Annotated in this window: 20 protein-coding genes; all 20 read right to left on the reverse strand. The window is 52.7% G+C overall.

The window, feature by feature from the left end; all coding sequences use genetic code 11:
- Positions 1 to 14 precede the first annotated feature (14 nt).
- On the reverse strand, positions 15 to 1,808 hold the full coding sequence (locus JI62_RS22265; protein ID WP_088702248.1) for a DUF7305 domain-containing protein: 1,794 nt from the start codon (positions 1,806 to 1,808) through the stop codon (positions 15 to 17).
- Positions 1,805 to 2,290 carry a PilW family protein gene (locus JI62_RS22270; protein WP_088702249.1) on the reverse strand — a complete coding sequence of 162 codons (486 nt, stop codon included), beginning with the start codon at positions 2,288 to 2,290 and terminating at the stop codon, positions 1,805 to 1,807. Before JI62_RS22270 ends, JI62_RS22265 begins: the two co-directional genes overlap by 4 nt.
- Positions 2,290 to 2,718, reverse strand: a complete 429-nt coding sequence (pilV, locus tag JI62_RS22275) for a type IV pilus modification protein PilV (protein ID WP_088702250.1) — start codon at positions 2,716 to 2,718, stop codon at positions 2,290 to 2,292. Before pilV ends, JI62_RS22270 begins: the two co-directional genes overlap by 1 nt.
- Positions 2,715 to 3,281 carry a GspH/FimT family pseudopilin gene (locus JI62_RS22280; RefSeq protein ID WP_240513334.1) on the reverse strand — a complete coding sequence of 189 codons (567 nt, stop codon included), beginning with the start codon at positions 3,279 to 3,281 and terminating at the stop codon, positions 2,715 to 2,717. The genes pilV and JI62_RS22280 overlap by 4 nt, the downstream gene beginning before the upstream one ends.
- 4 nt (positions 3,282 to 3,285) lie before the next feature.
- Entirely contained in the window at positions 3,286 to 3,696 is a 411-nt protein-coding gene (locus JI62_RS22285) for a type IV pilin protein (RefSeq protein ID WP_240513335.1), read from the reverse strand.
- Positions 3,697 to 3,778: 82 nt separating this feature from the next.
- Positions 3,779 to 4,795: a 4-hydroxy-3-methylbut-2-enyl diphosphate reductase gene (gene ispH, locus JI62_RS22290; protein WP_088702253.1), complete on the reverse strand. Its 1,017-nt coding sequence runs from the start codon at positions 4,793 to 4,795 to the stop codon at positions 3,779 to 3,781.
- Positions 4,796 to 4,864: 69 nt separating this feature from the next.
- The gene (gene fkpB, locus JI62_RS22295) at positions 4,865 to 5,311 is read right to left on the reverse strand and encodes an FKBP-type peptidyl-prolyl cis-trans isomerase (RefSeq protein WP_088702254.1); all 447 of its coding nucleotides are present in this window, start codon (positions 5,309 to 5,311) and stop codon (positions 4,865 to 4,867) included.
- Positions 5,312 to 5,347: 36 nt separating this feature from the next.
- Positions 5,348 to 5,896 carry a signal peptidase II gene (gene lspA / locus JI62_RS22300; RefSeq protein ID WP_240513336.1) on the reverse strand — a complete coding sequence of 183 codons (549 nt, stop codon included), beginning with the start codon at positions 5,894 to 5,896 and terminating at the stop codon, positions 5,348 to 5,350.
- Positions 5,889 to 8,720, reverse strand: a complete 2,832-nt coding sequence (gene ileS / locus JI62_RS22305; RefSeq protein WP_088702255.1) for an isoleucine--tRNA ligase — start codon at positions 8,718 to 8,720, stop codon at positions 5,889 to 5,891. The genes lspA and ileS overlap by 8 nt, the downstream gene beginning before the upstream one ends.
- A gap of 6 nt (positions 8,721 to 8,726) precedes the next feature.
- Positions 8,727 to 9,764, reverse strand: a complete 1,038-nt coding sequence (gene ribF, locus JI62_RS22310) for a bifunctional riboflavin kinase/FAD synthetase (RefSeq protein ID WP_088702256.1) — start codon at positions 9,762 to 9,764, stop codon at positions 8,727 to 8,729.
- 64 nt (positions 9,765 to 9,828) lie between these two features.
- Complete coding sequence (gene murJ, locus JI62_RS22315; RefSeq protein WP_088702257.1) at positions 9,829 to 11,412, reverse strand: murein biosynthesis integral membrane protein MurJ; 1,584 nt, start codon at positions 11,410 to 11,412, stop codon at positions 9,829 to 9,831.
- A gap of 98 nt (positions 11,413 to 11,510) precedes the next feature.
- A complete protein-coding gene (rpsT, locus tag JI62_RS22320; protein ID WP_008959243.1) occupies positions 11,511 to 11,777 on the reverse strand; it encodes a 30S ribosomal protein S20 in 267 nt (88 codons plus the stop codon).
- Positions 11,778 to 12,046: 269 nt separating this feature from the next.
- Positions 12,047 to 12,802, reverse strand: coding sequence for an amino acid ABC transporter ATP-binding protein (locus JI62_RS22325; RefSeq protein WP_088702258.1), 756 nt, complete (start codon positions 12,800 to 12,802; stop codon positions 12,047 to 12,049).
- Complete coding sequence (locus tag JI62_RS22330) at positions 12,799 to 13,467, reverse strand: amino acid ABC transporter permease (RefSeq protein ID WP_088702274.1); 669 nt, start codon at positions 13,465 to 13,467, stop codon at positions 12,799 to 12,801. The genes JI62_RS22325 and JI62_RS22330 overlap by 4 nt, the downstream gene beginning before the upstream one ends.
- A gap of 94 nt (positions 13,468 to 13,561) precedes the next feature.
- Positions 13,562 to 14,332, reverse strand: coding sequence for an amino acid ABC transporter substrate-binding protein (locus tag JI62_RS22335; RefSeq protein ID WP_088702259.1), 771 nt, complete (start codon positions 14,330 to 14,332; stop codon positions 13,562 to 13,564).
- Between the two features lie 166 nt (positions 14,333 to 14,498).
- Positions 14,499 to 15,176: a cell division protein ZipA C-terminal FtsZ-binding domain-containing protein gene (locus JI62_RS22340; protein ID WP_088702260.1), complete on the reverse strand. Its 678-nt coding sequence runs from the start codon at positions 15,174 to 15,176 to the stop codon at positions 14,499 to 14,501.
- A gap of 195 nt (positions 15,177 to 15,371) precedes the next feature.
- Positions 15,372 to 16,823, reverse strand: a complete 1,452-nt coding sequence (locus JI62_RS23065; RefSeq protein WP_088702261.1) for a flagellin — start codon at positions 16,821 to 16,823, stop codon at positions 15,372 to 15,374.
- 341 nt (positions 16,824 to 17,164) lie between these two features.
- Positions 17,165 to 17,836: a PIG-L deacetylase family protein gene (locus JI62_RS22350; RefSeq protein WP_088702262.1), complete on the reverse strand. Its 672-nt coding sequence runs from the start codon at positions 17,834 to 17,836 to the stop codon at positions 17,165 to 17,167.
- Positions 17,829 to 18,875 (reverse strand): pseudaminic acid synthase, encoded by a 1,047-nt coding sequence (gene pseI, locus JI62_RS22355; RefSeq protein ID WP_088702263.1) that lies wholly within the window; start codon positions 18,873 to 18,875, stop codon positions 17,829 to 17,831. The genes JI62_RS22350 and pseI overlap by 8 nt, the downstream gene beginning before the upstream one ends.
- The gene (locus JI62_RS22360) at positions 18,872 to 19,567 is read right to left on the reverse strand and encodes a methionyl-tRNA formyltransferase (protein WP_088702264.1); all 696 of its coding nucleotides are present in this window, start codon (positions 19,565 to 19,567) and stop codon (positions 18,872 to 18,874) included. The genes pseI and JI62_RS22360 overlap by 4 nt, the downstream gene beginning before the upstream one ends.
- Positions 19,568 to 19,569: the final 2 nt, after the last annotated feature.

Raw genomic sequence — 19,569 nt, forward strand, 5'->3', positions numbered from 1 at the left:
CATAGCGAATGGCATCATTGCCATCCTACGAGACGCCAGCCACTAACGCCCCCACTACCCGGCGTGCCATTTGATGGCTCTCCAAAAGCCCCCGCAAGTATTTCATCGTAAACGATACTACCGCTACCGCTCACACTGACACTCCGCCCCTTTACACTACCAAAAAAGCCCGAACCAGAATTAACCGAAACATTTGCGTACGGAGCATACACATTTGCAACCACCCGATTACTTGAGCTGAAACTCACCCCGGAGTCTGAACCTGTGTAGCCTGAAAACAGCGAAAACGTTGCCTTGCCATTGCTGTTAACCGAATTTGCCTCGGGCATATTCAGTACGCTCCCGAAATCCGTTTTGCCCGCGACAAAGACCGTCAAGCTGCTGTCGGCATCAATAACCAACCCTGGCCCACCTCCTCCCATCGTAAAGTTCCCATCCACTACAATAACCACGTCACCGCCACTGACCCTCAAAGACGGGGAGCTAGTTAGCGTCAGGTTATTTGTTCGGTAGATAGAAGCTTGCTCGCCAAAAAGTGTATTTAGCTCGGGTGATGCATGGTTAATCCAGCGATTAACGTTCCAAGTTTGGTCATAGCGCTCCATTTTCTCTGGGGTAAATCGCCACTCCACATTAGGGTAAGCGCCCACCGTTATATCTCCAAGTGAAGTAAGCGTTTCTTGATAGCGAGAAATTTCTTCATTCAATGAGTTCCCAGCAAAGTCGGCTGTATCACAAGGCTGTTCTTCAGCTCTATTTAGAGTTACATCGCTACGTTGAGAGAAATTAGCTCTATTAATGTCATCTATGTGATCAGAGGCAGGGATCCGTTGAGAAATGATTTCTCCCCCTGCGTAGATGCCCTCACCTACGCTGGCTGACCAGTTACTCAAACGCACATCCCCCATGGCCCTTACGGTGCCGTCTACTCGTGTACTACTGCCAAATATGACATCGCCAAGGCTCTCGGCGTCACCACGTACGCGTCCCCCGCCAGCATTCAGATATATTGTACGGTTAGCCATTATGCTACCAAATACTTGTGAAGAGCCGCTGAGAGTAACGGAGCCAAGGGCTTCTATGCCGCCATGAATCTTTTCATTACCACCAAGTACCACGTTCGCGCTATCGGAGGTGGTGCGAAGAAGAGGGATATCGTTCTCAGAAAAACTGCCTGGCTGCCCACTCCAATCGCCTTCGCTTGAACGATAACTGCTGATAGTCGAGCCTCCGCCTGAAGACACCCCTTCACAACCCACTATCGGATGTTGGAAAGGTGCCGGACTTCCGCTGTTACCCTCACCGAAGGCATAAATCAGCCTCGACTGACCTCGCGCACTTCGTCTCAAGCCATCGTCCTTCGCACTAATGGCAATTTTGTCTTTTTCTAAGCGTTCAAACTCCAATACGAAATTTTTCATCACCGCATTTCGCACCTCGGTTTGCTCCTCTTGGCTTAACTCCTCATAGTTGCTGGGAAGCAGCTGTTTAAAAAAGTCATCTAGTGCATCCACATCAAGCAACTCCTCTAGTTCTCGCCCGCGCAAGCTTTTGATGTCGCCTATGGAAGCAAATTCATCATCATTGAATAGGCTAGAAAGATATTCATTGCGACGCTCCGAATTCTGAAAATCAGCCAGCGATGAAGACGTGCTCTCTGCGGTCATTTGTGCCTGGACAGAGGCACGATAATTACCCGCCAGCCGCTCATCAATCAACGCACTCTGCATACCCGACATGCCTAACATTAGCGCGCCAGCGAGCAGTGCCATAACAATTACTAACGCTGCGCCTTGCTGCTGTTTCATGACGTAGGCTCTTCTGGTGAGATCGCTTTATTTCGCTCGCTGATGGTAAAAGTAATTTGATCGCACGTGGCATCCACACCTTCTCGGCAATCACCAATGGGCAATGTGACTGTATGAGACACACCATCACCACTGGCTTCAGAAAGCGTCGGACAGGCTGTCTCTTCATCAACTTGGGCAAGATCAACTATTGGCTGGCTTTTATCCTCATTCTGCAAAACACAGTAATGACGCGTACCGCTTTCAGAGCTTCGCTCATCTGAGATGATAGCGTAGTCGCCAATCTTTCCTTTGCGACCTGCTTCAGTCAGGGTGCTTACCGCAAAAATTAAGGTCTCTTGCTTACGACTGACCTTGTCAACGGTTTGAAACGTTTGAAAGGTCGTTAAAAAAAGCTGGCCAGCCCCCAGAATAATCACCGTGCCGATGGCCATTGCGACCATTAGCTCCACTAGGGTAAACCCGCCTTGGCGCTGTTGCATTATTGCACCTCAAGCCTTGGGAGGCGGAAGGTGTAGTCGAGCTCATCATTCTCGTCATCGCCAAGTACCAGAATCACATTAAAGCGGCACTTATCTTCGCCGCTGTCTCTGACGATGCTGCTTTCGCCTTTTTTGGCATTGCGAAGCGGGTTTTGGTCGCTATCCGTGAACCAATCATCTTTCCACTCTTCCTCAACAGCTGAGCTGTCGATATCTTCACAGGTTTCGCCAGTGTTTAGTGTCACCAGCTGCGCCCAAAGCCGTTCCTGTGCATCCACAGCCGTCACGCTAGCCAACGAACGCTGGTAGCCAGCATTTGCACTTTGCAGCGCTTTAAGCTGCATGGCGGCTACGCCGATCAGGCCAATCGAGAGAACCACCAGTGCGATTAGCGCTTCTATTAAGCTAAAGCCACGCTGAGAGTTCATGACTCACTCTCCTTCCTACGAATGCTGCCCGTTGCACGAATCATAAGCGTTACAGAAGGAGTTGAAGCACTTTCCCCGGTCGTATTTAACGTCATTTCGCAGGGTGAGCCAGGGCAGTTGGCAATATCGGCGTCGCCCAAACTTTGAAAGGTAAGCGAGAACGCCTGGGTCGGCGAGGCTATATTAGCGGACTGCCCGACTCTTAGTATCTGACTACCTACACCGCTTTCCACCACCCAATAGCAGCCTCCCGAGTAACGGTAACGGATACTCTCTTCACTGTTTTCCCCCAAATCTTCCTCGATTTCATTATTTCTACAGGATTCAGGGCGGCGGTTTGAATTGGAGGCATCAGGTGGTGAAAAGATGACCGTCATATCGCTGCGTTGCTTTATCGCCTCGCTACGAGCAAAGCTCAAAACAGAGATCATTTCATTGACGTCGCTGGCTAGCTGCTGACGGGCAAGAAAGCCCGTAAAAGCGGGAACCGCCATAGTCGCAACGATCGTTACTATAACCAGCGTGACTAACAGCTCAATCAAGGTAAAGCCACGTTGAGGCATAAGCCTACCAGCACTCATCGGGTGATTGCGTCCCTTGCGCATCCAGAGTCAACGGCTCGTCACAACCATCGTCTTGACCACTCTTAGTCGTGGCCTTCAGCGTATAACCTCCATTTTGATCGCCGGTAGCTACCTCAATGGTATAGTGCTTTTCTGGCGAAGTAGTTGGCACATTATCGCAATTGGCGTAGGAGTATGTGCGTGTGTTGCAGCGCTCAAGCTCTGAAGCAGCCCGCATTAGACCTGTATGTGCGTCGGTTCGAACTGATTTTTGTACGTAGCGGGTATAGCTGGGGTAGGCAATAGAAGCGACGATACCGATGATCACCAGCACAATCATCAATTCAATGAGGGTGAAGCCGCGCTGACCATTCAGTAAAGAACGGCCAGTGGAAAGATTAGAGACGTAAGACACGCGGCTTCGCTCCCGTATTAGTTGGCTCATACTGTTTCAGTATGTCGCAAACCAATACGCATTGCATTACGAATACCTCTGATCAGCTGCTGGCGATTACCTTTTCACGCAGCTCTTTCGGCATAGAGAAGGTAATGGTCTCTTCGCGGCCCTGTAGCTCTTCAGGTAATGCAGCGCCCATGGTCTGCAGCTTGGCAATCACACCTTTTACCAATACTTCAGGGGCACTGGCGCCAGCGGTTACCCCGACACGCGCTACGTTCTCAAGCCACTGGGGATCGATTTGATCAGCGTTATCGATCAAGTAGGCAGGCGTTCCCATACGCTCAGAAAGCTCACGCAAGCGGTTAGAGTTTGAGCTATTAGGGCTACCTACCACGAGTAATAAATCACTCTGGGCGGCTAGCTCGCGCACCGCATCTTGGCGGTTCTGCGTAGCGTAGCAAATGTCGTCATTGCGCGGCCCCTGGATGTCAGAAAACTTCTCGCGCAGCGCATCGATCACCTTGGCGGTATCATCCATTGACAGCGTGGTTTGGGTTACAAAGGCCAGCTTCGAGGGGTCATTCACCTCCAGCTTAGCAACGTCTTTTTCGTCCTCTACCAGGTAGATACGCCCGCCGTGTGAGGTGTCATAACGCCCCATGGTACCTTCGACTTCCGGGTGGCCTTCATGGCCGATGAGAATGCACTCCTGACCACGCTTGGCGTAGCGCAATACTTCCAGGTGCACTTTCGTGACCAGCGGGCAGGTAGCATCGAACACCTTCAACCCCCGCCGCTCAGCATCGGCTTGCACCGCGCGGGAGACGCCGTGGGCGGAGAAGATAACGATGACATCGTCCGGCACTTCATCCAGCTCTTCAACAAACACCGCCCCACGGGCACGCAGGGTTTCGACCACAAAGCGGTTGTGGACAACCTCGTGGCGCACATAGATAGGCGGGCCAAATACATCCAGCGCGCGATTAACGATATCGATGGCGCGATCTACGCCGGCACAAAAACCACGCGGATTGGCTAGTTTGATTTGTATGGGCTGTGCTTGCTGCGCGTTTGCTGACTGCGTACTTGTTGACTGAGTACTGGGTAAATTCATAGTAGTGCCTTGATGCCCGAGGCATCTGCTTAGTAAATTCGATCGCCGCCCACGCATGCTAGGCTGAGCTTAGTGAGTGGTCACCGGCTTAACCTCCAACACTTCCACCTCAAAGGTGAGCGTGCGACCTGCTAACGGGTGATTGAAGTCCACTTCAATGCGATCACCGTCAATGGTTTTGACCACGCCTGGCAATTCCGTTCCCGCTTTGTCGGCAAACGACATCACCATACCAATTTCTGGCGCTTCATCGCCAAAATCGGCGCGCTTCAGGGTCTGAATATTTTGCGGGTTATGCTGTCCGAACGCATGCTCTGGGGTTATCTGGAACGTCCCCTCCTGCCCCGCGGCCAACCCTTTAATAGGATGTTCAAAACCAGGCGGCAGGTTACCATCACCAAACTCGAAGGTGGCGGGCGCCTTATCTTTGGTGGAGTCCACCAAAGTGCCATCTTCCAGCTTTAAGGTGAAGTGCAGCGTCACTTCCATGCCTTCATCGATCTGGTAGTCGCTCATCGCAGTTCTCAATAGTCAGTTGTTCTCAACGTTCGATTAATGGGAAGCGTTGGCTGCTTTTTTGCGCCGCCGCTCACCCATAATGGATTCCCAGATTAACGCGACCGCGCCCAGGGTAATCGCAATATCTGCCACGTTAAACGCTGGGTAGTACCAACCGGCAACGTGAAACGATAAAAAGTCGACCACATAACCATGCACCAGGCGGTCGTAAAGATTTCCCAACGCACCGCCAATAATTAACGGCAGCGCTATCGCCAATAGCTTTTCGTCGTTTTTAATCCGCGAAAGCCACATCGTCAGCGCCACGCTGGCCCCTACGGCAATCAAAGCGAAGAACCAGCGCTGCCAGCCGGGATGCGTGGCTAAAAAGCTGAACGCCGCGCCGGTATTGTGCAACAGAGTCAAATTAAAGAACGGCAGCACCTCTACCGGCTGTGCATACCCCAGTTGGCTACTGGCGATGTACTTGGTGGCAAGATCCAAGGCAATCACCGCCACTGCCAGCCATAGCCAGCGCAGCGGCCGCTGCATTTTCGGCCGCACGCTTTTATCGGTATCACTAGGCGTGTTGTTATCAAGCATAGTAACGAATCTCGCCACTGCCTTCGGGAAGGTTGCTGATACAGCGACCACACAGATCCGGATGACCAGCATGAGTCCCAACATCAGGGCGGTGGTGCCAGCAGCGCTCGCACTTGGTATTGTCGCTGGCTTTGACGGCGACTTTAAGACCCTCTAGCTCCGTCGCTTCTGCATCGCCTGCACCAGTCAGGGGCTTCAGCGTGACTTCGCTGGTCAGCATCACAAAGCGCAGTTCATCGCCCAGTTTGGCCAACGTCGCCTGCAACTCATCGCTGACATACAGGGTGACTTCAGCTGCCAGGCTACCCTTAATGACTTTGGCATTTCGGGCGTCTTCCAGGCACTTGTTGACTGAGTGCTTGACCTCCAGCACCTGCTCCCAGAAGGCACGACCCAGCTCAGCGTTGTCGTCCAGGCTGCCAAGGCCAGTGTAGTAGGTCTCCAGCAGCACGCTGTCGCCGCGCTTACCGGGGATATTCTCGTGAATCTCCTCAGCGGTGAAGGAGAGGATCGGTGCGATCCAACGGCTCAGCGCTTCCACCACATGGTAGAGCGCGGTTTGCGCACTGCGCCGCGCCAGGGAATCGGTTTGCGTGGTGTACTGGCGATCCTTGATGACATCTAAGTAGAAGCCACCCAGCTCCCGGGCACAGAAACCGTGCACCTGTTGGTAAACATCCAGGAAGCGGTACTCTTCGTAGGCTTTTTCGATCCGCGCCTGTAGTTGGTGAGCGCGATCCACCACCCACTGATCCAGCGCCAGCATATCGCCAAACGCTACCTGGTTTTTCTCTGGATCAAAGCCGTTAAGGTTCGAAAGCAGGAAGCGCGCGGTATTGCGAATCCGGCGATACACATCGGAGGTGCGCTTCAAAATCTCGTCCGAGACGGCCATTTCGCCAGAGTAATCGGTGGAGGCGACCCATAGGCGCAGAATATCGCCACCCAGCTTGTCCATCACTTCCTGAGGTGCAACGACGTTGCCCAGCGACTTGGACTGCTTGCGGCCCTGAGAATCAACGGTAAAGCCGTGGGTCAGGAGTTGCCGGTACGGCGGATGCCCGTCAATCGCCGACCCCGTCAGCAGCGACGAGTGGAACCAGCCACGGTGCTGATCAGAGCCTTCCAGGTACAGGTCAGCCCGCGGGCCGTTTTCGTGGCCATGGGGGTGCGAGCCGCGCAGCACGTGGCGGTGGGTAGTGCCGGAGTCGAACCAGACATCCAGGGTGTCGGTGACCTTGTCGTAATCCGCTGCTTCGGCGCCTAACAGCTCTGCCGGGTCGAGTTTGAACCAGGCGTCGATGCCTTCCTGCTCAACGCGCTTGGCCGCCTCTTCCATCAGCCCAACGGTGCGCGGGTGCAGCTCACCGGTTTGCTTGTGCAAGAAGAACGGAATCGGCACGCCCCAGTTACGCTGACGGGAGATACACCAGTCTGGACGATTGGCGATCATACTATGTAAGCGCGCCTGGCCCCAGGCAGGTGTAAACGCCGTGGCTTCGATGCCTTCAAGGGCACGTTCACGCAGGGTTTTGCCGTCTTTGCCTTTGATATCCATGCCCACAAACCACTGCGCCGTGGCACGGTAGATCACCGGCGTTTTGTGGCGCCAGCAGTGCATGTAGCTATGTTTGATCGGGATATGCGCCATCAGCGCCCCCACTTCGCGCAGCTTTTCGACGATATGGGGATTAGCTTTCCAAATCATCTGACCGCCGAAGAACGGCAGGTCGTCAACGTAAACACCGTTGCCCTGCACCGGGTTGAGCATGTCGTCGAACTCCATGCCATGCTCGCGGCAGGTGATAAAGTCATCCATGCCGTAAGAGGGTGCGGAGTGAACGATACCGGTGCTGCCCACTTCTGACTCGACGTACTCTGCCAGATAGACTGGCGAGAGCCGGTCATAAAACGGGTGGCGGAAATTGATCAGGTCAAGATTCTTGCCTTGAGTGGTAGCAATCACCTCGCCTTGCAGGCCAAAGCGCTCTAAGCAGCTTTCCACCAACTCTTCTGCCAGCAGCAGCAAGCGCTCGCCAGTATCGACTAGCGCATAGGTGAACTCAGGGTGAACGTTGAGCGCCTGGTTGGCCGGAATTGTCCACGGTGTGGTTGTCCAGATAACCACTGCCGCAGGCTTGGCCAATTCACTTAAACCAAAGGCGGCGGCGAGCTTGTCGGCATCATCTACCGGGAAGGCGACATCGATGGCGTCGGACTTTTTATCAGCGTACTCAACTTCGGCTTCCGCCAGCGCCGAACCACAGTCAAAGCACCAGTTGACCGGCTTCAAGCCTTTAAATACGTAACCCGCGTCGACCATTTCGGCCAGGGCACGAATTTCGCCCGCTTCGTTGGCGAAATCCATGGTGCGGTACGGGTGATCCCAGTCGCCAATAATGCCCAAACGAACAAAGTCGGCCAGCTGTGTTTCTACTTGCGCACCAGCGTATTCGCGGCAAAGCTCACGGGCGTGTTCCGGTGCCAGGTGCTTGCCGTGAGTCGTTTCTACTTTGTGCTCGATGGGCAAGCCGTGGCAGTCCCAGCCAGGCACATAAGGCGCATCAAAACCGGCTAAATTCTTCGACTTAACGATAATATCTTTAAGGATTTTATTAACGGCGTGACCAATATGAATACTGCCGTTGGCGTAGGGAGGGCCATCGTGCAGCACAAACAGCGGCGCACCCGCGCGCGCTTCGCGCAGGCGCTGGTAAATGTTCATATCCTGCCACTGGGAAACCCGCCCTGGCTCCTGCTTCGGTAGCATGCCGCGCATGGGGAAATCAGTTTCAGGCAAATTCAGCGTGTGCTTGTAATCCATGGTCTGTCAGCCGTTGTCAGTATCGACGGCGTCATCCGCCGAAGAAGAATCATAAGAAATCGTATCACGCCCAAGAGGGGCCGAGGCCAGCGGAAGAGAGTAGTCTTGCTTACCCTCCATCGCCGCAAAATAGTGGCGAGCGCGGGCCTGGTCACGCTCAATTTGCGCTTTCAGCGCTTCAAGGCCGTCAAACTTCATTTCGCCCCGCAGGCGTGCGCAGGGAAACACCGTCATGCGTTGGCCGTAGAGGTCAGCGTAAAAATCCAGCAGGTGCACCTCCAGCGTTGGCCGTTTCGACCCTACCGTGGGGCGGAAGCCCACATTTGCCACCGCCGGGTAACGCTGGCCATCTTCTAGTTCAGCCGCTACTGCGAAGACCCCCCGCAACGTTAACGGCTGAGGCATCAACGGCAAATTGGCAGTCGGTACACCAATGGTGCGCCCCAACTGCTGGTCACGCACCACGCAGCCATGTAACGAATAGGCGCGGCCCAGCAAACGCGCAGCGGCAGAAAAATTACCGCTCGCCAGCAACGTACGCACCCGCGAACTGGAAACCCGCTCGTCATCCACGGTAAAGGTGCGGGTGTGCTCGACGCCGAAGCCCTGCTCTAGCCCGACCTCCGCCAGCAGCGCAAAATCACCGCGGCGATCACAGCCAAAGCGAAAATCATCGCCCACCACCAAGTGCTTAACGCCTAACCCATCAATCAATACCTGATCGATAAACTCGCGACCGGTAAGGCTGCGCAGCGCATCGTTAAACGGTAGAACCAGCACTTGCTCGGCGCCAAAATCGCGCAGTAACCGCACCTTCTCGCGCAGCCGGGTTAACCGCGGTGGCGCTTGCTCACCGGCAAAAAACTCCCGCGGCTGGGGCTCAAAAACGACCACTGTCAGCGGCACACTCCAGCGTGCTGCATGTTCACGGCACTGCTGCAGAATGGCTTGATGACCGCGATGCACACCATCGAAATTACCGATGGTGGCAACGCAGCCTCGATGAGCCGCTTTCAAATTGTGCAGACCTCGAATGACGCGCATGGCACCTCAGCCGTTAGAGGACATAAAGCCTCTGATTATAACGAACACGCCCGACGGGGTGCAGTTACGATTGCATTTTAAAATGACGAACACGCAAACCCAGTGCCGCCAGCCACGCAAAATAGAGCGAGCCGCCCAGCATGACTAACCCAGTGACCCAGCTTATCCGCTGCCAAAGCCCAAAGGTAAGCCACGCCTGCCAGTCGGGCGCGACAAAGTAGAGTGCCGCACACATCAATCCACTACCACCTATCAGTTGCACCGAATAACGCTTCCAACCCGGCTGAAAGACCAATACTTGCTGCTTATAGAGCAGGTAGCCCAGCAAGCCCGCGTTTAAGAACGCAGAAAGCGCTGTGGCTAACGCCAACCCGGCATGGGCCAGTGGCCAAATCAGCAGTAGGTTAAACACCATATTAGCGACCATGGCGATAATGCCTACCTTCACCGGGGTTTTGGTGTCTTGGCGAGCAAAAAAGCCCGGCGCCAATACTTTGATCAACATGAAGGCTACCAAACCGAAGGCATAAGCGCGCAGGCTCATCGCGGCCATCTGGATGTCGTTATCGGTCATCGCCCCGTAATGGAACAGCGTGATCAATAGCGGCTCAGCCAATACTGCCAGCGCCAGCGCTGCGGGTAAGCCTAACAGCAATACAATACGGATAGCCCAATCGAGCATCGCCGCAAAGTGCTCTTTGGATTGGTCAGCATGGCGTTTAGAGAGCGCAGGCAGAATCACCGTCCCAATGGCCACCCCGAACACGCCGAGGGGTAGCTCGACCAAACGATCCGAGTAGTAGAGCCACGACACGCTGCCCGCCGCCAGCAGTGATGCCAAAACAGTATCCAGCAGTAGGTTAATTTGCGATACCGATACCCCAAACAGCGCAGGCCCCATAAGCTTTAGTATGCGCCGCACTCCCTCATGGGCAAAATTAGGCCAGGGTGTGGGCATCAAGCCCAAGCGCAGTAAAAACGGCACCTGAAAAACCAACTGGGCGGCCCCGGCGATCAGAACACCCCAAGCCAGCGCCATGGCGGGCTCTTCCATTAGCGGCATTAAAAACAGCGCCGCACCAATCAGCGAAAGATTCAGCAGCACCGGGGTAAACGCGGGTACCGCAAAGCGGTTCCAGGTATTCAGTACGCTGCCAGAAAACGCGGTGAGCGAGATCAGCAATAAATAGGGAAACGTTAAGCGCAGCATGTCTGCGGTCAGCGCCAGTTTCTCCGGGTCACTGCCAAAACCGGGGGCAAACACCCAAATCAGCCACGGCGCACAAAGCATGGCCACGGCGGTCATCAACGCCAGCACCGCTGTTAGGCTACCGGCAGTGGCATTCAGCAGTGCGCGTATCTCCTCCCGGCTGCGCTGGGTGGAGTACTCTGAAAGTACCGGCACAAAGGCTTGATTGAAGGCCCCCTCGGCAAACAGACGGCGCAGAAAATTGGGAATTTTAAACGCCACAAAGAACGCATCGGCGCCATCCCCTGCCCCCAGCAAGGTTGCAACGACAACATCGCGCGCCAGCCCCATCACCCTCGACAGCATGGTCATGGCACTCACCACAAGGCCCGAGCGCATTAGCCCACGACGGGCTATTGCGGTATCAGGGGAGGTACTGGGTGCTTTCTTCGCCGTCATAAGCTATCCAGAAAAGGCCATCCAAAGAAACCATCCAAAGAGAATATCCAGACACAAAAAAACCGGCCGCAGCCGGTTTTTTTATGGCGCCTGCCGGCTTACGCCGCCAGTGCCTTAATACGCTTGTTCAAACGGCTCTTCAGGCGAGCTGCTTTCTTCTTAGACAGCACGTCTTTGTCTGCAATACGGTCAACGACCGGTTGCATTGCCTTGAACTCTTCCATTGCCTTGGCGTGGTCGCCGGTGCTGATCGCTTTCACTACACGCTTGATGTAGGTGCGAACCATGCTGCGCTGGCTGGATTTCAGGACGCGACGGTTCTCGGCCTGGCGGGCGCGCTTGCGAGCTTGCTTGCTGTTCGCCACAGGGTATCTCCTTGGAGAATAAAGGTTGCCGATAAAACGGCAACGAAATTAAATATGTATTCGTCGGCTGCGCTGTCACAGCACGACGTTTCCGCAACAACCAATTGATTTGGCAGGCGTATCATCCTACCAAAATGTGCAGCAGGCAGTCTAAATAAGCTGCCCGCCCACGGGACTTGTCTGAGAGGATGGCGTAGTCTATCACGCGCTAGGCCCGCTTGCTAGCAGTTGTCAATGAGTGCAAGGTGCTCAATGGCTCTCGGCCTGCCTTAGGGCACCGCCTGCCCCGTGGGCGCTAAAATTTTGCGCAAGAAGTGTCGCGTTCGCTCGTCTTTTGGTGCGGTGAACAGCTCCTCAGGCGGGGCTTGCTCGACGATACCGCCGTCATCCATAAAGACAACTTGATCGGCTACTTCCCGAGCGAACTGCATTTCGTGGGTGACCACGATCATCGTTTGGCGTTCTACTGCTAATTGCTTCATCAGGCTCAGCACCTCCTCGACCCACTGAGGATCAAGGGATGAGGTCGGCTCATCAAACAGAATCACATCGGCGTTGGCCGCCATCGCCCGGCCGATTCCCACCCGCTGCTGCTGGCCGCCGGAGAGTGACGCCGGATAAGCATCCGCTTTATCCGCCAAGCCGATGCGTTCGAGAATCTCTCTAGCGCGGGCGTGGGCCTTGGCTTTGGGCATTTTGTCCACCACGATCATACCCTCGCTGATATTCTCCAGCGCGGTTTTGTTAGCGAACAAGCCGTAGTTCTGAAACACAAACGCAGTACGCCGACGCAGCGCGAGAATATCCGCCCGGCTGGCATGCTGGGTATCGACACTCAGATCCCCTACCTGCAAACGGCCTGCATCAGGGCGTTCAAGGAAGTTAATACAGCGCAGCAGCGTCGACTTACCTGTACCGGAAGGGCCGATGATGACAATGATTTCGCCTTGGGAAAGGCTCAAATTGATATCGTTAAACACCGTATGGCCATTAAAACGCTTGGTAATGCCTTGCAGCGAAATCATCGTTGATAGGCCTTATTCAGGTAAATTTCTAACCGACGCTGCCCCCAGGAGAGCACTTCCACAATCGCCCAATAAATCAGCGCCACCAGCAGGAATGCTTCTAAATAGAGGAAGCTCCCCGCAGCCTCTTTTTGGGTAGCGCCCATCAACTCGGTCACCCCCAGCGTAAAGGCCAGTGAGGTCGCCTTGATCATGTCGATGAAGTAGTTCATCAGTGTCGGCGTTGCCACACGGGTCGCCTGGGGCAGAATGATGCGGCGCATCAGTTGCGACTGTGTCATGCCGATGGAGAGTGCGGCTTCCGTCTGGCTACGGTCAATGCCCACAATGGCAGCGCGGATAGACTCGGCCATGTAGGCAGAGAAGTGTAACGTTAGCCCTAACACCGCAGCAGTCACACCATTAATGGAAATGAGCGCATTAATCAGTTGGGGCAAGCCGTAATAAAACAAAAACAGCTGTACCAACAGCGGCGTACCACGAAAAAAAGAGATAAACAGCAGCGCTAAGCCATTCATCACAGGCACTTGCGATACCCGCACCACAGCCAACAGGCAGGCGATAACCAGCGCAAAGAACATGGCGATTGTCGCCATCTGAATTGTGAGCGGCAGATAGCGCAGCAAAACCGGCAACAGCCCCCACATATACTCAAGGTTAAGCATGGTCATTCAACATGGTCATAAAGCATAGCCAAATTGCAGATAAGCAAACGGCCATGGCAATGCCACGGCCGCCTGAAGCGAATAGTTCCAACGGTTACGGCTGAGTGATATCAGTATCGAACCACTTTGCGGATATCTCACTCAGTTCACCGCTTTCACGCAGCTCAGCCAGGGCTGCATCAACGCGGTCACGCTGTTCACGGCCCGCCTCATCATCACGAAACGGCAGCGCATTCTCAATGGTTGAGAACGGCTGGCCAGCCAGTTCCAATGGTAAGCCTTTCTCTTTAATCACCTGCGTAGCGCTGACGCGATCCATTACAAATGCCTCAACACGGCCTAGCGCCACATCTTGCTCAATGTTGGACTCGTAGGTGCGAATGTCGATTTCATCTGCGTTCGGTTGTTCACGCAGTAGCTGCTCGTAGTTGGAGCCCAGGTTTACCGCAACGCTTTTGCCGGATAAATCCTCCACACCCTGAACAGAATCATTACCCGCCCGCACCACGACCTGAGCACCGTCGTACACGTAAGGCGAAGTGAACACATACTTCGCTTCACGCTCCGGGGTGATCGTAATCTGGTTAGCAATGGTATCGATACGCCCTGACTCCAGCATCCCCGCCAAGCCCGAGAAGCTCGCGGTGACAAACTCAATGTCATCACCGGTGATCTCACCCACGGCATTCATGACATCAACTTCAAAGCCTTTTAGCTCGTCTTGCTCCACAAACGTAAAAGGGAAATAACCACCGGACATACCGACTCGAAGCGTGTCGGCTTGGGCAGAGGCGGCTAACAGTCCACTAGCAACGCTCAACGAAAGGGCGGCCAGGGTTAGGTTAAGCTTACGGGGTAGTGGCATAAGTCTGTTTCCTCGTTGGTCGGTAGTGCGACGATACGAATAACCACACGAATAGTCATGAGGCATTGATGGCAGCTATTTTACCCCTACGAAAAAAGCATACAAAAGAATATTAAAATTAATTTTTATTCTTTTATTGAATATGTAGCTGCAGAGGGGTGTCGGGCTACTTCTGCCGGATTGCCAGGAACGTTTTAGGGGTAGCCATTTGGCGCTCGGCATCTAGCACGCTTCCACCTAACGCAGCCAACTCCTGTGTAAACGTCACGAGCTTCTCCAACTGCACCTTATCAAACCCACGCCTGCGCTTGGGCTTTTTGAGGATCACGCTCACGCCCCCAATTAAGTGCTCATCTTGCAGGAAAGTCTCTGGGGAGGGCATTACGCCAGGCGGGTAGGCATTGGCAATCCGCAATGGGTTTTGCGGTGTAACACCTGGCACGCTGTAAACCTGGAATGCGGCATCGTAGTGCGCTTCCCACTTTTGTAGGCTAGAGAGCAGCTTTTTGTTGAGTGCAATATCCGGCTGGTCAAACATCACAAACAGTACATGAGTGCTCTCCTCTACCGCCACAGGTGCTACCTCCTCTACGCTATCTTCACTCTCGGGTAACGTAGAGGAGGTATTCATCTGTTTAGCAACAGCAGGGGGCTCAGCGGGGATTTCACTGCTCTCATCAGCTGGCGCTGTCTGCCCAAGCCTTAGCCACTCTCCGCCACGCCACATTCCCCCTTCGAGTACACCTCTTCCCCCTAATAGAAAATACATGTAAATGATCAGGCTGTTGAAACTCAACCAGCCTGCAGCAATCGCTAAGGTTACCGCCAGTTTTTGCGGATCCATGGGGTGTCTTCCCGCCCAATGACGAACGTAAAATTTGAGCACCCGCAAGGTGGCGAGTGCCGAAGATAACTATTCATTATCGAGCAAACGCCGGGAAGATCAATTTTAGTGAGCTAAGTCATTAGTGGTAGACGTTTTAGAAGAAGCGAGCCCGCAGGTGTCGAGACTTGCACAATAAAAAAACCAATAGACTAATTAATCCAGCAAAGAAAGAACGCTTTGCGGATTCTGGTTGGCTTGAGCTAGCATCGAGGTACCAGCTTGCTGCAAAATCTGTGCGCGCATCATATTAGATGTCTCTACGGCATAATCCGCATCCTCGATTCGCGACTTGGCCGTTCCCAAGCTCACTTGCTCCTGGCTCAAGGTGCCAATGGCAGATTCAAAGCGGTTATTGAGCGCCCCGTACTGACTCCGATAGCCATCAACTTGCCCCATTGCCTGCTCAAGCTTCTGCATTGCTTCCAAGGCCTTCTCGATAGGATCCAGAGCAACCCCTTCAAGCCCCAGTGATTGCGTATCAGAAGGCGTGGGAGCGATCGTGATGGAATCCATTTCCTGACCAACCCCCGCACTAACCACTATCTTGGTAGGAGTACTAACGGGAGTTGATACTGGCTCGGGGTCGTCATACTCAACTGGCATGTCATCCCAAGTAGCCCTGGCATTAAATGAACCTTGGCCTACCACGAAAACAATCAGGTTTTCGGTGACTTTATCGAAAGTTACTCGCTCCAGCATATTTTCCGACAGGTTGCCGTTGTTAAACTCGGTACCGTCATCATCAGCCGATGCCTCATCAAGCCGATCACCGTCGCCGCTATAAGTAATTTTCATGTCGTTATAATCAAGTGCAACAGGTGGCGAGTTAAGGTCATAACTTCCCACCGCATCTTGTAGCAGGCTAGCATCGTAACTTGCCCCAGGTTCAAATCCATTTTCAGACGTGAGTAGTGAAGCATTAAGATCGGTAGCGTCCCGGGACTGCCATACATGGTCAGGATGAGCCCCATCAATAGGCGTTCCTATTAGATGCTTCCCATCTTGCGTGAAGATCTGAATGTCATCATCTAAACCAAAAGAGTCGATCTCCAACGTGACGTTAGTGGCCCCCTCAGGTATGTAAGCCAATGACACTGTACCGGAGATAAAACCCTTAAAACCAGGCTCAAGAAGCTCAGTAATATGAGGTGCCTCGCCGAGCTTAACTGGCAAGGGACGCGGTTCAGCAGGAGCGAGTGGTGTCTTACCAAACGCCTCTGTACTGAAGGCCAATCGGTCGATCTCCTCTGCAAGCTGCTGATACTCGGCATTGACCGAGGAGCGATCAGCATCAGAAAGGGTGCCATTGGCGGATTGAATAGCCAGCTCCCGCGCTCTTTGCAAAATATCATTAATACTATCAAGACCACCTTCAGCAGTTTGCATCAGTGAGATGCCATCGTTGATGCCTTGGGTTACCGTCTTTCCTGCTTGAAGGTTGGACTCCATGCGGTTAGCAATAGCCTGCCCGGCAGCGTCGTCCTTCGCCCCGTTAATACGCAACCCCGAAGAAAGGCGTTCGATTGCAGTCTCCATAGCAGAGTGTGAGCGCTTGAGCTGGTTTTGACCGTTTAAAGAGAGCAGATTCGTATTAATCACCGTCATTCAGGACATCCTTGTAAACAGCTTATTACATTGAGTAACGGCAGAAAGGATAGCTACTTTAGGGCTTGATGGAGAAAGACACTAAGATTTCAATGTTCTCTGGGACTCTATCTCTGCTATCTAATAGGTTACTACAACCAGCAGCGACCTCATTCATTTAACGGTGGCGTGTCTCACGTTGGAGCTGAGGAAAATCTTAAATTACTGTCCGATATTAGTTGATCACTACAAACCCACATCATCAAGCGCTTGTCAAGCCATTTTAATGTCACAGCATAATGCTGCTAGCTCACGGGTTCGAGTGAGAAGCTATCGTCAAAACCTCCACCACTTCGATATACTCACTTAACTCTTCTTATTAACATTAACCCCTCAGCTGCTCTAACTCCTACTGAAGCTCCTCTATATTCGCTTTGCCTTTTAGCATTAATAATAGAGCGAGAGTGAGGCACTTCTCGCATTTCAAGTCCATATGCTTCAAGAGCTTTAATTTTCGTTTCAAGATGCGCTGAAATATCAACAAACACATTAGGAACAAATGAGAGGCTGCCCGGGGAATTCCATTCTGTGCTGGAAAGCACTTCAAACGCATAAATTTCTCTAAAACTACTTCCAGGTACTGGGCGACAGACAGTCATCACGGCCTGATGAGCAATTCGATGATCAACATTCAAGTCACCGTAATGGTGCGTATATATCACTTCAGGACGAATTTCTTGAATAACTTTTTCTAACGCCTGAACAACCTCAAGAAATGGCACGCTATCGGTGCGTTGATCCGGGAAACCCAGCATATAGGTACGACGAATGCCAAGCACTTTCTGCGCTTTAGCTGCAGCTTCATAGCGTTCTTCGATATCGTTAGTGCTAGCTTTCGGCCGTGAGGTTACCCCGTCAGCAAGAAAGACGGCATGAACGCTATCACCCTCGGCCACGTGACGTGCAATGGTACCGCCACAGCCCAAGGCTTCGTCATCGGTATGCGCAGCTACAACAAGAACAATTTTAGTCATTGAATTGTTCCCAGCTTGTAGGCGTGCCATGTTTTACATCAACCTGCAGCGTTTTACCGATTAGGGTATTGAAATGCTTTGGCTCTATGCCAACCCCAGGTCTGATTCGGCGAATATCTGTTTCAGAGACTGATTCTCCAGCCTTCATATCTCGCATGAAGTAAATCGATCTGCGGAACATCTTATTAGACTGCTCAGCCTCCTGGCGATTGTACCCGGCTTTACCAACAGCGGCCCAGGCGTCATAAGCGTCAGTGCATAACCTTTCAAGTTCTTGCGGTTCAATCGAAAAACCACTATCGGGCCCGCCATCATTACGGTCCAAAATAAAATGCTTTTCAATAAGACACGCACCTAGCGATACGGCAGCAACCGAGGCTGTGGTGCCCAACGTATGATCTGACAAGCCTGGTACGGCATTAAAACGACGCCCTAATTCTACCAGCTGGGCGACATTTGCCTGTTCCATAGGAGCCGGATAGCTGCTAACACAATGCAGTAAAACCAGTTCCTTACAGCCTGCGTTACGAGCGGCTGTAACCGCCTCTTCGATTTCATATTCTGTAGCCATTCCGGTAGACATAATCATCGGCTTTCCGGTTTTAGCAACATACTCCACTAGCGGGAGATCCGTAAGCTCAAATGAGGCAATCTTATATGCTGGAGCGTTCAGCTCTTCCAACAGATCTACAGCACTCTCGTCGAATGGTGTCGAGAAAACAGTGATTCCAAGCTCACGAGCATAATCGAACATGGCTTTATGCCACTCGAAAGGAGTTTGTGCCCACTTGTAAAGGTCGTAAAGCTTATAGCCGCCCCATGGCCCACCTTTAATCAGGAACTCAGGGCGGTCGCTGTCGATAGTCATCGTATCCGCTGTATAAGTTTGTAGTTTTATTGCGGAAGCACCTCGTCGTTTTGCTTCCTTGATAGTTTCAAGGGCTCTATCTAAGGAACCATTATGGTTAGCCGAGAGTTCGGCAATAATGTAAGGCGGGTGTTCCGGACCAATTTTTACACCATCAATACTTATTTTCATGTTGTCTCCTGCTTTTTTTTGCGAATCTTTACGGTAGCTGTAAGCTCGCCTTCACAAGTATTAGCACCAGAGAACTCAAGAATAAATTCACCATGCTCCAAATAGGCCTTCGGATAAGTTGGAGCATCTAACATACGGATATGATTATAAAGATTTTTGATAGAGCCAAATACTGGCAGCAAGCTTTGCTCAGGTGTCCTGCGTTTGAATATCACCGGTTCGCCTTTCTGGGGTTCTGGTTGAGGCTCATTCTTTATTATCCATCGGATCAACTCGAAACTCAGCTCACCCGCCCGTAGATAAACTTCATGGGCCGTTCCTTCCAACAGGAAACGACGTTTTGCATACACTGGCCCCGCATCCATTTCTTCAACCATACGCAGAGCTGTAAGCATAGTTTCTGTATGGCCTCGAACTATTAAATTTTGAAGTGGGCTTCCACCTCGACCATATGGTACGTCAGTCATATGAAAACAAACGCATTCGTAGTTTTTCCAAATAGTTTCGGGGACTAACCAGTTCCAATGGAGGAAAAAGATATAGCGAACGGCCGGATTAGATTCAAGCAGCTGTTCTAGCTCAGAAGGCCTTTCAGCCCACAAGACTCGATCGCCGCTCGATAGTTTGCTGGCAGCGAGTTGCGTTTTATGCCAAGGCTTAGATGAAGCCAAAATATAAGTATTTGTGTGCAAGG

It is taken from the genome of Halomonas campaniensis (genome assembly GCF_002211105.1).
GTDB classification, from domain to species: domain Bacteria; phylum Pseudomonadota; class Gammaproteobacteria; order Pseudomonadales; family Halomonadaceae; genus Vreelandella; species Vreelandella campaniensis_A.